The organism is Pseudomonas defluvii, from assembly GCF_001695625.1.
Lineage (GTDB): Bacteria > Pseudomonadota > Gammaproteobacteria > Pseudomonadales > Pseudomonadaceae > Aquipseudomonas > Aquipseudomonas defluvii.
In genome coordinates, this window is record NZ_MBPN01000021.1 from 23,771 (window position 1) to 38,149 (window position 14,379).

The following is a 14,379-nucleotide window of genomic DNA, read 5'->3' on the forward strand; positions in this document are numbered from 1 at the left end:
GTGGAAAACAACGCCACTTTCCTCTCCATCGTTTCCGGGTAGAATGCTCGTTCGCATGCGGCCATAAGGGCTGCACGGGCGACTCACGGGGCCGCCCTCCATCCCTACGTGTGGAAGATCCTGCCGATATGTTTGCGCCTTTGTTAAAGAAACTTTTTGGAAGCAAGAATGAGCGTGAAGTCAAACGCATGCTCAAGACGGTACAGATCGTCAATGCCTTCGAAGAGCAGATGGTGGCCCTTTCGGATGAGCAACTACGCGGCAAGACCGCCGAGTTCAAAGAGCGCCTGGCCAAAGGCGAGACCCTGGACAATCTGCTGCCTGAAGCCTTCGCGGTCGCTCGCGAGGCCGGTAAGCGGGTCATGGGGATGCGTCACTTCGACGTGCAGTTGATCGGTGGCATGACCTTGCACGAAGGCATGATCGCAGAAATGCGTACCGGTGAAGGCAAGACCTTGGTCGCAACCCTGGGCGTCTACCTCAACGCATTGTCTGGCAAGGGCGTGCACGTGGTCACGGTCAACGACTACCTGGCCCGTCGCGATGCCAACTGGATGCGCCCGCTGTATGAGTTCCTCGGCCTGACCGTCGGTGTGGTTACACCGTTTCAGCCGCCGGAAGAGAAGCGTGCGGCCTATGCTGCCGATATCACCTACGGCACCAACAACGAATTCGGTTTCGACTACCTGCGCGACAACATGGCGTTCAGCATGGAAGAGAAATTCCAGCGTGAGCTGAATTTCGCCGTGATCGACGAAGTCGACTCCATCCTGATCGACGAAGCGCGTACCCCTCTGATCATCTCCGGTCAGGCGGAAGACAGCTCCAAGCTGTACATCGAGATCAACAAGCTGATCCCGCGCCTCAAGCAGCACATCGAGGAAGTCGAAGGCCAGGTCACCCAGGCCGGTCACTTCAGCATCGACGAGAAGAGCCGTCAGGTCGAGCTCAACGAAGCCGGTCACCAGTACATCGAAGAGATGCTTTCCCAGGTCGGCCTGCTGGCCGAGGGCGAAAGCCTTTACTCGGCCCACAACCTGGGCCTGCTGACCCACGTTTATGCCGGCCTGCGCGCGCACAAGCTGTTCCATCGCAACGTCGAGTACATCGTCCAGGACGGCCAGGTCCTGCTGATTGACGAGCACACCGGTCGTACCATGCCGGGCCGACGCCTGTCCGAAGGCCTGCACCAGGCGATCGAAGCGAAGGAAAACCTGAATATTCAGGCCGAGAGCCAGACCCTGGCGTCGACCACCTTCCAGAACTACTTCCGTCTGTACACCAAGCTGTCCGGCATGACCGGTACTGCTGATACCGAGGCGTTCGAGTTCGCGCAGATCTATAACCTGAACGTTATGGTCATTCCGCCGAACAAGCCGCTGGCCCGTAAGGATTTCAACGACCTGGTCTACCTGACGGCAGAAGAGAAGTACGCTGCCATCATCGCGGACATCAAGGAAAGCCTGGCCCAGGGCCGTCCTGTACTGGTAGGTACTGCGACGATTGAAACCTCTGAGCACATGTCCAACCTGCTCAAGAAGGAAGGCATCGACCACAAGGTCCTCAACGCCAAGTACCACGAGAAGGAAGCCGAGATCATTGCGCAGGCCGGTCGTCCAGGCGCGCTGACCATCGCTACCAACATGGCGGGTCGTGGTACCGACATTCTCCTGGGCGGTAACTGGGAAGTTGAAGTGGCGGCCATGGAGAACCCGAGCCCTGAGCAGGTTGCCCAGATCAAGGCCGACTGGCAGAAGCGTCACCAGCAGGTGATCGAGTCTGGTGGTCTGCACGTGATTGCGTCCGAGCGCCACGAATCGCGTCGTATCGACAACCAGTTGCGCGGCCGTTCCGGTCGTCAGGGTGACCCGGGTTCCAGCCGTTTCTACCTGTCGCTGGAAGACAGCCTGATGCGCATCTTCGCCTCTGACCGGGTGAAGAATTTCATGAAAGCGCTGGGTATGCAGTCCGGTGAGGCGATCGAGCACCGCATGGTGACCAACGCCATCGAAAAAGCACAACGCAAGGTTGAAGGGCGCAACTTCGATATTCGTAAGCAATTGCTCGAATTCGACGACGTGGCCAACGAGCAGCGTAAGGTGATCTACCACATGCGCAACAGCCTGCTGGCTGCTGACAATATTGGTGACACCATCGCTGACTTCCGTCAGGAAGTACTGGATGCCACCGTCAGCCAGCACATTCCGCCGCAGTCGCTGCCCGAACAGTGGGACGTGGTCGGTCTGGAAGCAGCTCTGGCCAGCGATTTCGGGGTCAAGCTGCCGATTCAGAAGTGGCTCGACGAAGACGATCACCTGTACGAAGAAACCCTGCGCGAGCGCCTGCTGAACGAGCTGCTGGCGGCGTATAACGAGAAGGAAGAGCAGGCCAGCGCCGATGCCCTGCGCACCTTCGAGAAGCAGATTCTGCTGCGCGTTCTGGATGACCTGTGGAAAGACCACCTGTCGACCATGGACCACTTGCGTCATGGCATCCACCTGCGTGGTTATGCACAGAAGAACCCGAAGCAGGAGTACAAGCGCGAGTCGTTCAACCTGTTCCAGGAGCTGCTGGACTCGATCAAGCGCGATACCATCCGCGTGCTCTCGCACGTTCAGGTTCGCCGCGAAGACCCGATCGAAGAAGAGGCGCGTCTGCGCCGCGAAGCCGAGGAATTGGCCCAGCGCATGCAATTCCAGCATGATGCTGCGCCAGGTCTGGAGCAGAATGACGAGCAGGAAGAAGGCGCTGAAGTTGCTGTTGCCGCTGCGCCAGTGCGCAGCGAACAGAAGCTAGGGCGTAACGAACTGTGCTGGTGTGGTTCGGGCAAGAAGTTCAAGCATTGCCACGGCCAGATCAACTGACGATCCCGCCCAGGTAACACGCTGACATTTGAACACCGCGCCGCGACAGGCTTCCTGCCTTCGCGGCGTTGTTCCATCTCAAGCGCCGCGGCAACGAGCTCGGCGTATTTTTTTTAGGAGCGCTTTCATGGCTGTTGGTCTTGGTCCTTTGCCAACGTTGCACCCGGTCCCAGGTTTTGAACTCGGCATCGCCTCGGCGGGCATCAAGCGCCCAGGGCGCAAGGATGTCGTGGTCATGCGCTGTGCCGAAGGCTCCAGCGTGGCAGGTGTGTTCACCCTGAACGCCTTCTGTGCGGCACCTGTAATCCTCGCCAAGCAGCGTGTACAGGGCACCGTACGTTACCTGCTGACGAACACTGGCAATGCCAACGCTGGTACCGGTGCACAGGGCCTGGCGGCTGCTGAGCGCGCTTGCGCCAAGCTGGCCGAGCTGGCTGGCGTTGATGCCAGTGCGGTGTTGCCGTTCTCCACCGGCGTCATCGGCGAGCCGCTGCCGGTCGAGAAGATTGAAGGCGCTCTGCAAGCCGCGCTGGACGACCTGTCGGAAAACAACTGGGCAAACGCCGCGACCGGTATCATGACCACCGACACCCTGCCCAAGGGCGCGAGCCGTCAGTTCCAGCACGATGGCGTCACGGTCACCGTGACCGGCATCAGCAAGGGCGCGGGCATGATTCGCCCGAACATGGCGACCATGCTGGGCTACATCGCCACCGATGCCAAGGTTGCACCGCACGTGCTCAAGGACCTGCTGCTGGACGGCGCGAACAAGTCGTTCAACCGCATTACTATCGATGGCGATACCTCGACCAACGATTGCTGCATGCTGATCGCGACTGGCAAGGCCGCAGTACCTGAAGTCACCGAAGCCAGCGGCCCGCTGTTCGCGGCGTTGAAGCAGGCAGTGTTCGAGGTATGCATGGAGGTGGCACAGGCTATCGTTCGCGATGGTGAAGGTGCGACCAAGTTCGTGACCGTTGAAGTCAACGGCGGTGGCAATCATCAGGAATGCCTGGACGTTGCTTACGCAGTGGCCCACTCGCCGCTGATCAAGACCGCGCTGTTCGCCTCCGACCCGAACTGGGGCCGTATTCTGGCGGCAGTAGGCCGTGCGGGTGTGCCGAACCTGGATGTGAGCCTGATCGACGTCTACCTGGGTAGCGTCTGCATCGCCAGCAAAGGCGGCCGCAGTGCCAGCTATACCGAAGAGCAGGGCGCCGCTGTCATGGCGCAGGAAGAAATCACCATTCGCATCGAGTTGGGCCGCGGCCAGTGCAACGAGGTCATCTGGACCACTGACCTGTCCCATGAGTATGTGAAGATCAACGCCGAATACCGGAGCTGATCGACTCGTTGACCAGGCCGGCTCCAGCGCGAGCCGGCCTGGTCGGCGACAGCGGCGGTACATTCTCCAAACCTTCTGGAGCCGAACCATGAGCTACCACCTGATCATCGGCGACAAGCTTTATTCCTCCTGGTCACTGCGCGCCGCCCTGGCGCTGGAACTGACCGGAGCGTCCTACACTGAGCAACTCGTCAAACTCAATCAACCTGATACCCGCGCCCGCTTGCTCGAGCATTCGCCGACCGGCAAGGTGCCGTTGCTCAAGTCCGAGCATGGCACCATCGCCGACTCCCTGGCGATTGCCGAGTACCTGGCCGAGCGTCATCCGGACGCCCATCTGTGGCCGACCGACGTCGCTGCCCGTGCTCAGGCCCGCTCTGCCTGTGCGCAGATGCACAGTGGTTTCTTTGCCTTGCGTGGCACCATGCCATTCGACCTGAGCCGTGACCAGGCGTTGGACGTAACCCCGGCGGACGTCCAGGCGGATATCGACCGTATTGTTGCCTTGTGGGCCGAGTGCCGTGCCGCCGCAACCGCCAGTGGCCCGTTCCTGTTTGGCACGCCTAGCCTGGCCGACGCGTTTTTTGCGCCAGTGGCGGTTCGCCTGCGCACTTACCGGGTTGAACTGCCGGTTGAAGCGCTCAACTACATCGAAGCGATTTACCAGTGGCCCGCTTTCCAGGCCTGGCAGAAAGCGGGATTGGCGGAGTGTGGACGGTGAAACGTATTCATGTAGCTGCCGCCGTGATTCGCGGTACCGATGGCCGGGTGCTGATTGCTCGGCGTGCCGACAGTCAGCATCAGGGCGGCCTTTGGGAGTTTCCGGGCGGCAAGGTCGAGGAGGGCGAAGCCGTACAGGCTGCGTTGGCCCGTGAGCTTCAGGAAGAGCTGGGTATTGCCGTCAGTGCGGCGCGGCCATTGATCAAGGTCAAGCACGACTACCCGGACAAACAGGTGCTGCTGGATGTGTGGGAGGTGTCCGCGTTTACCGGTGAGCCCCACGGTGCCGAGGGCCAGCCGTTGGCCTGGGTGGTACCACGTGAATTGGCGCAGTACGACTTCCCTGAAGCCAACCGGCCGATTGTGGCGGCTGCGCGTTTGCCCGGTGAGTACCTGATTACCCCGGACGGCCTGGAAACGTCCCAGTTGCTGCGCGGTATGCAGAAGGCCATTGCTGGCGGCGTAAAGCTGCTGCAATTGCGTGCGCCGAACATGTATGACCCGCAGTACCGCGACCTCGCCGTGGATGCTGTCGGCCTCTGTGCTGGCAAGGCACAGTTGATGCTCAAGGGGCCGTTGGAGTGGTTGGGCGACTTCCCGGCGGCCGGTTGGCACCTGACTGCGACGCAGTTGCGCAAGTACGCCAGCAAGGGGCGTCCGTTCCCGCAGAACCGTTGGCTGGCAGCGTCCTGCCATAACGCCGAAGAGTTGGCGTTGGCTGAGCAGATGGGGGTTGATTTTGTCACCCTCTCGCCGGTGCAGGCGACGCAGAGCCATCCGGATACCGCGCCATTAGGCTGGGAGCAGGCCTCGCAGTTGATCGAGGGCTTCAATCGTCCGGTGTTCCTGCTTGGTGGCGTTGGCGATGCAGAGCGTGAGCGGGCCTGGCAGAGCGGTGCGCAGGGTGTTGCCGGGATTCGGGCCTTCTGGCCCGAGATGTAACCACTGGGAATCGTGCTTGATGGGCGCTGACTGGCGCCTCAGGGTTTGGCTGCAGGCTGCCACAGCACCTCGGCCACACCCTGGCGCCGCCCAATCAGCCGTGCCGCTACGAACAGTAGGTCGGACAACCGGTTGATGTAGGCCAAACCAACCCCAGTCAATGGCTCAATGGCGTTCAGCGTTTGGCAGCGTCGTTCGGCACTGCGGGCCAGGCTGCGGCAGACATGGGCCTGGGCGACCAGGGCTGAGCCTCCGGGCAGAATGAAATTCTCCAGCGGTCCCAGTTCATCGTTCCAGCGATCGATCACCTGCTCCAGTGATTCCACTTGCGCATCATTCAAGGCTTGATAACTGGGCATCGCCAGCTCGCCTCCCAGATCGAACAGTCGATGCTGACAAGGTGAAAGCACTTCGATCAGTTCTGTCAGGGCAGGGTCCGTCGCAAGGCCTGCCAGCAGCACGCCAAGCTGGCTGTTGAGCGTATCCACTTCGCCAATGGCTTCAATGCGTGGGTGATCCTTCGGTACTCGGCGGCCATCGCCCAAGCCCGTTTCACCCTTGTCGCCCGTGCGGGTATAGATCTTCGACAAACGAAAACCCATGTTCAAGACTCCGTCTTTTGGTTCGGTGTGGGGGTTGCCAGGGGCAGGCGCAAGGTGAAGCAGGTGCCTTGACCGGGTGCTGAGTGCACCTCCATCTGGCCTTTGTGGTTATTGGTGATGATGAAGTAGGAGACGGACAGCCCCAGCCCGGTGCCCTGGCCAATCTCCTTGGTGGTGAAGAACGGCTCGAAGGTCCGCTTGCGGACGGCTTCCGTCATGCCGACACCATTGTCTTCGACCTGGATCTCGGCCCATGGCGGATTCAGTCGCGTGCGCAGGATGATGCGACCTGGCTCGCTATCATCCTGGCGCTGGTGAATCGCCTGAGCCGCGTTTTTAAGCAGGTTCAGCAAAACCTGTTCAAGCTCGTTCGCCGTGCAGGGTACCGGCCCCAGTTCAGGGTCGAACTGGCGGACAATGGCTTGGCCTTTGAAGTCGAAACCGATGGTCAGGTCGAAGTCGTTGCTGGCGATTTCTACCGCCTGGTCGATCAAGGCTGGCAGGTCGCAGGGCACCAGTTGGCGATTGCTGCGGCGGCTGAAGCTGAGCATATGGGTGACGATCTTGGCCGCTCGGGTGCCGGCCTGCTGGATGCCATCGAGCAGTTGCGGCACTTCGCGCAGTTGCAGGTAATGGTTGACGACGCTCAGGTCGATGCCCGCTTCGTTGGCTTGCTCGATGTTCTTTGGCAAGTCAGGCGACAGCCGCCGCCGGATATTCTGGACGTTGTGCAGAATCGCCCCGAGTGGGTTGTTGATTTCATGCGCCATGCCCGCTGCCAGGCCGCCGACCGAGAGCATTTTTTCCGATTGCACCATCATTTCCTCAAGCGACAGGCGCTGGGTGATGTCGTCGATACGGATCACCACGCCACGTCCGCCACCGCCCATGAGTGGGTAAAAGGTCAGAGCATAGTGGCGAGGCTCGTCGTCCTTGGTCCAGGTGACGCGTTCAATTTTCGCTACCCGGTGCTTCTCGACGCTTTCCTTGAGTTGCGGCAGGAAGGGGCGTAGCGGCTCGAACGCGAGGAAAATCGGCTGGTTCAGCGCCTCGTCCAGCGGTGTGCCGGAGAGGGCGGTGGCTTCCTGGTTCCACTGGGTGACGTAGAGCTGCTCGTCGAGTGCGATCAGGGCCGAGGGCATCGAGTCGATAATGCTGTTGAGGTAGTTCTGAAAACCGGTGAGTTTTTTCTCGATCTTGCTGCGTACCTGGACTTCCAGTTCAAGCTTGCGGTTGGTATGGCGTGTTTCCTCGGCCAGGCCCTGAGCCTGGTCGAAGGCATCCTGGAATTCGTCGCGAGCGCGCTTGAGCTGCTGTTCGCGTGCTTCGATGCGCGAAAGCATCGTGTTGAAGGCTTCTGCGAGGCTGCCGATTTCGTCGCGGTTACCCGGCTGGGCGCGCAGGGCATAGTTCTCTTCACGGGTCACCTGGCGCGTGAGCTGTTCAAGCCGGTCGATGGGCTCGGTAATCAGGCGCTTGATCTGCCGGGCGATGATCATCCATAGCAGCACACTGAACACCAGAATCCCCAGGCTGGCGGTCAGCGTGCCGGTGTAGAAGGCCATCGGCAGTTCGCTACTGGCCACCAGCAGCAAGTGGCTGGGCGGTGAACCAGGGCGTGGCAGCGGGATCAGTTGGGTGTTGCGAAATTCGGTGAGCCGCCAGGTTTCGATGTTGCGATAGCGTTTGGGCAGGTCGAGTAATTCGCCGTGCTGCAATTGCGCGAGACGCTTGCCATCGCTGCCATACAGGGCGGCAGCGCGCAGTGGTGAATAGCTGTCCAGCTCCCTGAGTAGCCGGTCGGCGGCTTCCGGTGAGTCGCTAGCCTGTTGCGCCAGTTGAGGGTTGGATACCAGTCGACCGATGGTCTGCAACGCCTGGGGCGCCATGCTCTCTTGAGAGATCCAATAGGCAGCACTGATGAAGGTCAGGTTGGCGACCAACATCACGGTAATCAGCAGCACCAGCAGGGCAGCCAGTAGCTTTTGCCCAACGGGCAGGTTTTCCAGGCGTTCGCGCAATGGCATGGTTGAGGCGTGATCCTGGTGGGAGGTTAGGCGCCCAGAGTACCGCCCGATTCAGTCGCTGGGCAATCCATGCGCATTCAGGTACTCGACCAGGCGCCGGTGGAGCCGTTCCAGGTGCGGCAATTCGCAGCCATGACGGGCGGCAATGCGGCAGGCATGGCCGAGCAGGTAGTGGATCTCTGTGCGGCGGCCCTGACGGACGTCCTGGTACATCGATGAGTAGTTGGCGGCGGTAGCCTGAATCACCCGCTCTACCTCCTCGGCGAGGCCATCGGCGGCCTGTGGTTGACCACAGCGGCGCAATAGCTCGGCGAGCTCCACGCACAGGGTCGCCACTTCGCAGTGGTGTTCGCTCAGGCCGCCATTGCGGCACTCATGCAACACCGTCAGTGGGTTGATGGCGCAGTTCAAGGCCAGTTTGCGCCAGAGGCGGGTAAGGATGTCGGGTGTCCACTGGTGTGGTATCCCGGCGTCTTCCAGTTCATCGAGCCAGCCGGGCGTGCTGGGCCTGGCGGGATCGCCCAGCCAGTTGAAGCCGTGGCCGGCAAACACCACCTGCCAGTCCGCCTGACGAAAGGCGCCTTCCGTGCTGGAGGCGAAGATACAACGTGCGTGGGGCACCAGGGCGGCAACCTCGTCCTGGCTGCCCAGGCCGTTCTGCAGCAGGATCAGCTCGGCATTGGGGGCCAAGCGGGGCAGCAGGGGAGCAACCGCCTTGTGTGCGTCGTAGGCTTTGCAGGCCACCAGCAGACGGTGGATAGGCCCTGCGCCCGTCGCTGTCTGTGCGGGAATGGCATGAGTGTGCGCCTGATCCTGTTCGATCAGCGTCAGGCCGCCCGCGGCCTCATAGGCAGCCACACGCTCATCGTCCCGCAAGATCAGGCGTACTGCTTTGCCTGCACGAGCCAGACGACAGGCCCAAAGGCTGCCCAGACTGCCGGCGCCGAGAATATGCCAGGTGCTGCTCATCCGCGTTTCGCAACCGTTATAATGAGCAAGCATTTTAACCGTCAAACCCGGCGCGCTCCATCGTGCTCTTTCATCAGGGCCGGTAGCGTGTCTTTTATTTTTGGAGAAAAGGATATGCCGTCGTTCGACGTGGTATCGGAACTGGACAAACACGAAGTCACCAACGCGGTAGACAACGCGATCAAGGAACTGGACCGGCGCTACGACCTGAAAGGCAAAGGCAGCTTCGAGTTCAAGGAAAAGGAGCTGACTGTCAACCTGACAGCCGAAGCCGAATTCCAGCTTGAGCAGATGATTGAAATCCTCAGGTTGTCGCTGATCAAACGCAAGATCGACGCCCAATGCCTGGAGATCAAGGATGCTTACCCGTCCGGTAAGGTCATGAAACAGGAAGCCGTCCTCAAGGAAGGTATCGACAAAGAGCTGGCGAAGAAGATCGTTGCCCACATCAAGGAGGCCAAGCTCAAGGTTCAGGCCGCCATCCAGGGCGAGCAGGTACGGGTAACCGGCAAGAAGCGCGACGATTTGCAAGAGGCCATCGCCGCCTTGCGTGCCAAGGAATTCGGCATGCCATTGCAGTTCAACAATTTCCGCGACTGAGCACCCTGCGTCAGGAACCTCGGCGCCGTTCTGGCGTCCGAGCTTCTCTAGGCCGTTGATACGATTGCGGTGGGATATTTACGCTTTTTGCCATTTGGCATCAGGAGAGCACTATGGATTTGAACGCTGAAGTCGATCAACTGGTCAAGACCTCACAAAGCTGGATTCCATTGATCATGGAGTACGGCAGCCGTTTTCTGTTGGCGCTGCTCACGTTGTCCATTGGTTGGTGGCTGATCAACAAGGTGACATTCCGTCTGGGCAAGTTGCTGGCTTTGCGTAATGCCGACCTTGCACTGCAGGGGTTCATCAGTAGCCTGGCCAACATCGCCCTCAAAGTGCTGTTGATGGTCAGCGTCGCTTCGATGATCGGCGTAGAAACCACGTCCTTCGTTGCCGCCATTGGTGCCGCAGGCCTTGCCATTGGCTTGGCATTACAGGGCAGCCTGGCGAACTTTGCCGGTGGCGTGCTGATTTTGCTGTTCCGTCCGTTTCGCATTGGTGATGTGATCGAAGCGCAAGGGGTCAGCGGAACGGTGGATAACATCCAGATCTTCCACACGGTGTTGCGTACGGCTGACAACAAGACCGTGATCATGCCCAACGGCAGCCTGTCCAACGGCATTATCACCAACCACAACCGCCAGCCGACCCGTAAGGTCGTGTTTGATGTTGGTGTCGACTACGATGCCGACTTGCAGGCTGCGCGCCGCGTGTTGCTCGAGCTGGCCAATGACCCACGGGTTCACAAGGATCCGGCGCCACAAGCCGTCGTGTCGACCTTGGGCGACAGTTCTATCACCATTTCCCTGCGTGTCTGGGTCAATACCGGTGACTACTGGGATGTGTTGTTCATGCTCAACGAGCATGCCCGTGATCGCCTGCGTGCCGAGGGGATCGACATTCCCTTTCCGCAGCGCGTGATTCGCGTGGTCCAGGAAGCGACTGCCTAAAGCGTTGCCTGTGCAGGCGCCAACCTTGCCGATAGCGTCGCCGGCAAGGCTGGCACCTGGAATGTCCTATCGCGAGCGTGACTTTTCTGGCATACAGGCTGGCCAAATGTCGTTTGGCCTGGCGTTCCCATGTTGACCCCGCTGCTGCAAATCACCCCGTTGCGTGCATTCTGCTTCGCACTGACCTTGGCGCTCTTCGAGCTGCTGACCTATGTCGCCAGTGATGTGGTCATGCCAGCCATGCCTACGGTGGTGAGCGACCTGCAGGCGAGTGCAGATTTCATCCCCCATGCCCTGAACCTCTATCTGCTTGGCGGCGTACTGCTGCAATGGCTGATCGGGCCGTTGGCGGACCGCTATGGTCGGCGCCCGCTGTTGCTCGGTGGCTGCGTGTTTTTCAGCTTGATGTGCCTGCTCACCCATTGGGTGGAGGGGATTGAGCTGTTCAACCTGCTGCGATTGTTGCAGGGCATTGGTCTGGGCTTTGTGGTGACGGTGAGTTATCCCGCTCTGAACGAAGCCTTCAGCGAAGCGGATGCGGTGCGGATGATGGCCCTGCTCGCGAATATCGCCTTGCTATCCCCCTTGCTGGGGCCTTTGCTCGGCACGCTGTTGCTGGAGTGGATGTCCTGGCGTTGGATTTTTGTACTGATCGGCGCCGGTGGCATGCTTGCCTGGTTGGCGCTGTATCGCTTCATGCCTGAAACACTTGGTGTTGAGCGGCGTGACGGCAGCAGGCTGGCGTTTCAGCCGATTCATCTGCTGCCTTTGTTGGCTGGTTATCGACAGTTGTTGCTCAACCGTTACTTCGTCGCGGGCAGCATGGCGCTTGGTTTGATCGGGTTGCCGCTGATCGCCTGGATCGGGCTTTCGCCGGTACTGCTCATTCACGGCCAGGGCTTGAGTACGCTGGACTACGCGCTGTGGCAACTGCCGGTGTTTGGCGGCCTGATTGCCGGAAACCTGATCATTAACCGGATTGCCGAGCGCTATACACTGCTGGCCCTCGTGCGCCGTGGGCTGTGGCCGCTGGTGGGTGGCTTGCTGGCAATGATGGTTGTCGCCTGGTTGTACCCGTCGGTGATCGGTGTGGTTGCAGGGCTATCGGTATACGCGCTTGGCCTTGGGGTCTGTAATGCCGTGTTGTACCGCATCACGCTGTTTGCCAGCGAGCAAAGCAAAGGCCTGGTGTCGGCGATGCTGGGCATGATCACCATTGCTTTGCTCGGCCTGGGAGGCTCCTTGCTGGCAATACTGGGCGCGGGTGAGGGCTTGCTGACGTTCGCTTGGGTCGCGGGTGTCGCCGGCCTGCTGGCGCTCTGGCCGTTGCGTACGGTGCTGAGCGCTGGCGAGCTGGTTGTCTCGGATTAAGGGCGTTCGCCCACCGAGTTCTGTGGCTGATCCTGAGGTTCAGGCTTTCCACGGCGGGCTTCTTGATGCCAGTGCAGGGCAATCAGGATAAGCGTGGGTACACCCAGCAGTGCCGTAATCAGGAAGAAGTCGTGGTAGCCGAACTTTTCCACCATGACGCCTGAGTATCCACCGATCAGCCTTGGCAGCAACAGCATGATGGAGCTGAGCAGGGCATACTGGGTGGCCGAGAACTTGAGGTTGGTCAGGCTCGACAGGTAGGCGACAAATGCCGAAGTCGCCATGCCAGAGCTGAAGTTATCCAGCGAGATGGTGACGATCAGCATGTTCAGGTTGGGGCCCATGTCTGCCAGCATCAGGAACAGGATGTTGGTGCTGGCCGAGGCTGCGCCACCGATGAACAGGATCGGCAGGATGCCGAAACGGACGATCAGCAGCCCGCCTAGGCCGGCGCCCACCAAGGTCATGATCAACCCGAAGATCTTGCTGATGCTGGCGATCTGATCCTTGGTGAAGCCTTGATCGATGTAGAACACGTTGGCCATCACGCCCATCACTGTATCGGACATCCGGTACGTTGCGATCAGCCCAAGCAGCAGCAAGGCCTGCCAGCGGTAGCGCGTAATGAAGTCGTTGACCGGGGTCAGCACCGGGGCCAGGCCACGCCGGCCCATTGAGGACAGGCACAACGCTGTGAGCGTGATGTACAGAATCGCGCGAAGGAACGCGCGGTCTTCCAGCAGCAGGTCAAGCAGGCTCACGCCCTCGAACAGCACACTGGCAAAGTCGGTGTAGTACAACTGGGTAAACGTTGCCGGTACCGACACGAGCAGTACGATCAGCACGAACACGGATACCAGTTGGTGGGCAAAGCCATAGCGCGCCGCCGACAACTGAGTGCGCAGTGGTACAGGCGGTTCGCGCATCAACAGGCTGGTAACCAGTGCCGGCACCATCATTACACCGAACAGCACATAGGTACCGGTCCAGGCTTTGTGGAGGTAGTTGAAACCGGTGGAGCCGAAACCTTCAGCGAAAAACAGGGCGCCCGCGGTAGCCAGCAGGGCCGCGACGCGGTAGCCAGCCATATAGCTGGCTGCCAGGGCTGCCTGGCGCTGATCGTCGGCGATCTCCAGGCGATAGGCATCAACGGCAATATCCTGTGTTGCCGAGGCAAACGCGACAAGTACGGCCAGGGCAATCAGCCAGGACAAGTGCTTCTGGGGGTCGCAAAACCCCATTCCGATGAGGCCCACCACGACCAGCACCTGCGATAACACGAGCCAGGAGCGGCGTCGACCGAGCTTGCCCAGCAGTGGCAGGCGCCACTGGTCGAGCAGTGGCGACCACACCCATTTAAAGGCGTACGCCAAGCCTATCAGGCTGGCATAGCCAATCGTCTCGCGGGCCACACCGGCCTCGCGCAGCCACACGGACAGGGTTGAGAACACCAACATGTACGGCAGGCCGGCGGCAAAGCCGAGCAGCAACAGCACCAGCGTTGACGGGCTGGCATAGGCAGCGAGCGCATCGCGCCAGGTTTTACGGGGCATGGGCCAACATCTGCCTCAAGTTTACGAAAACAAAGCGCGCACTCTAACCGCTGTGCTCCATTGGACGCCAGCCATGGTACGACATATCCACACGATTATTCTGGACGGTGACCCCTTCTGCACGCAGCCTGGCACGTTGTTCATCACCTGAAGGTGTGCCTTGCGCAAGGCTCAGGCGGCCACCGGCAGCAATCACGCGGTGCCAGGGAAGCTGTGTCGAATCGGGCAGTTGCCCGAGGGTACGCCCGACCCAGCGCGCAGCACGCCCCAGCCCGGCCATTTCTGCCAATTGACCATAGCTGACGACTTTGCCTGCAGGTACCTGGTTCAGTGCTACATAGAGTGCCGTTCGTCTGGCTTCAGGCGTTTGCCTTGGATCACCGGGCACGGCGTTCACCGTTGTGCACTCTGCGCGACAGCCTGGCGGGTCGCA

At 60.4% G+C, this 14,379-nt stretch carries 12 protein-coding genes; 7 read left to right on the forward strand and 5 right to left on the reverse strand.

The features are described 5' to 3' along the window. Positions 1-128: 128 nt before the first annotated feature. From secA to EKA13_RS08360, 4 genes are all read left to right on the forward strand, one after another. Complete coding sequence (gene secA / locus EKA13_RS08345; protein ID WP_065758923.1) at positions 129-2,864, forward strand: preprotein translocase subunit SecA; 2,736 nt, start codon at positions 129-131, stop codon at positions 2,862-2,864. 127 nt (positions 2,865-2,991) lie between these two features. Beyond that, positions 2,992-4,209, forward strand: a complete 1,218-nt coding sequence (gene argJ / locus EKA13_RS08350) for a bifunctional glutamate N-acetyltransferase/amino-acid acetyltransferase ArgJ (protein ID WP_065758924.1) — start codon at positions 2,992-2,994, stop codon at positions 4,207-4,209. A gap of 88 nt (positions 4,210-4,297) precedes the next feature. After that, entirely contained in the window at positions 4,298-4,930 is a 633-nt protein-coding gene (locus tag EKA13_RS08355; protein WP_065758925.1) for a glutathione S-transferase family protein, read from the forward strand. Next, positions 4,927-5,871: a Nudix family hydrolase gene (locus EKA13_RS08360; RefSeq protein ID WP_065758926.1), complete on the forward strand. Its 945-nt coding sequence runs from the start codon at positions 4,927-4,929 to the stop codon at positions 5,869-5,871. The genes EKA13_RS08355 and EKA13_RS08360 overlap by 4 nt, the downstream gene beginning before the upstream one ends. Before the next feature lie 38 nt (positions 5,872-5,909). On the opposite strand, the gene EKA13_RS08365 is transcribed toward EKA13_RS08360, so the two are convergent. From EKA13_RS08365 to EKA13_RS08375, 3 genes are read right to left on the reverse strand one after another with little or no spacing between them, the layout of a single operon-like run. After that, positions 5,910-6,473 (reverse strand): cob(I)yrinic acid a,c-diamide adenosyltransferase, encoded by a 564-nt coding sequence (locus tag EKA13_RS08365; RefSeq protein WP_065758927.1) that lies wholly within the window; start codon positions 6,471-6,473, stop codon positions 5,910-5,912. A 2-nt stretch (positions 6,474-6,475) separates the two neighbouring features. Further along, positions 6,476-8,500, reverse strand: a complete 2,025-nt coding sequence (locus tag EKA13_RS08370; RefSeq protein ID WP_065758928.1) for an ATP-binding protein — start codon at positions 8,498-8,500, stop codon at positions 6,476-6,478. A 51-nt stretch (positions 8,501-8,551) separates the two neighbouring features. Beyond that, positions 8,552-9,469: a putative 2-dehydropantoate 2-reductase gene (locus tag EKA13_RS08375; protein ID WP_065758952.1), complete on the reverse strand. Its 918-nt coding sequence runs from the start codon at positions 9,467-9,469 to the stop codon at positions 8,552-8,554. 114 nt (positions 9,470-9,583) lie between these two features. Between EKA13_RS08375 and EKA13_RS08380 the strand changes: the two genes are divergently transcribed. The 3 genes from EKA13_RS08380 to EKA13_RS08390 all read left to right on the forward strand — a co-directional run bounded on the left by EKA13_RS08380 (position 9,584) and on the right by EKA13_RS08390 (position 12,393). After that, entirely contained in the window at positions 9,584-10,069 is a 486-nt protein-coding gene (locus tag EKA13_RS08380; protein ID WP_065758929.1) for a YajQ family cyclic di-GMP-binding protein, read from the forward strand. A gap of 113 nt (positions 10,070-10,182) precedes the next feature. Beyond that, positions 10,183-11,022 carry a mechanosensitive ion channel family protein gene (locus EKA13_RS08385; protein ID WP_065758930.1) on the forward strand — a complete coding sequence of 280 codons (840 nt, stop codon included), beginning with the start codon at positions 10,183-10,185 and terminating at the stop codon, positions 11,020-11,022. A 132-nt stretch (positions 11,023-11,154) separates the two neighbouring features. Beyond that, on the forward strand, positions 11,155-12,393 hold the full coding sequence (locus EKA13_RS08390; RefSeq protein WP_065758953.1) for an MdfA family multidrug efflux MFS transporter: 1,239 nt from the start codon (positions 11,155-11,157) through the stop codon (positions 12,391-12,393). Here the strand turns inward: EKA13_RS08390 and EKA13_RS08395 are convergent. After that, positions 12,390-13,946 (reverse strand): AmpG family muropeptide MFS transporter, encoded by a 1,557-nt coding sequence (locus EKA13_RS08395; RefSeq protein WP_065758931.1) that lies wholly within the window; start codon positions 13,944-13,946, stop codon positions 12,390-12,392. The genes EKA13_RS08390 and EKA13_RS08395 overlap by 4 nt on opposite strands. Before the next feature lie 43 nt (positions 13,947-13,989). Next, the gene (locus EKA13_RS08400; protein ID WP_065758932.1) at positions 13,990-14,343 is read right to left on the reverse strand and encodes an MGMT family protein; all 354 of its coding nucleotides are present in this window, start codon (positions 14,341-14,343) and stop codon (positions 13,990-13,992) included. Positions 14,344-14,379 lie beyond the last annotated feature (36 nt).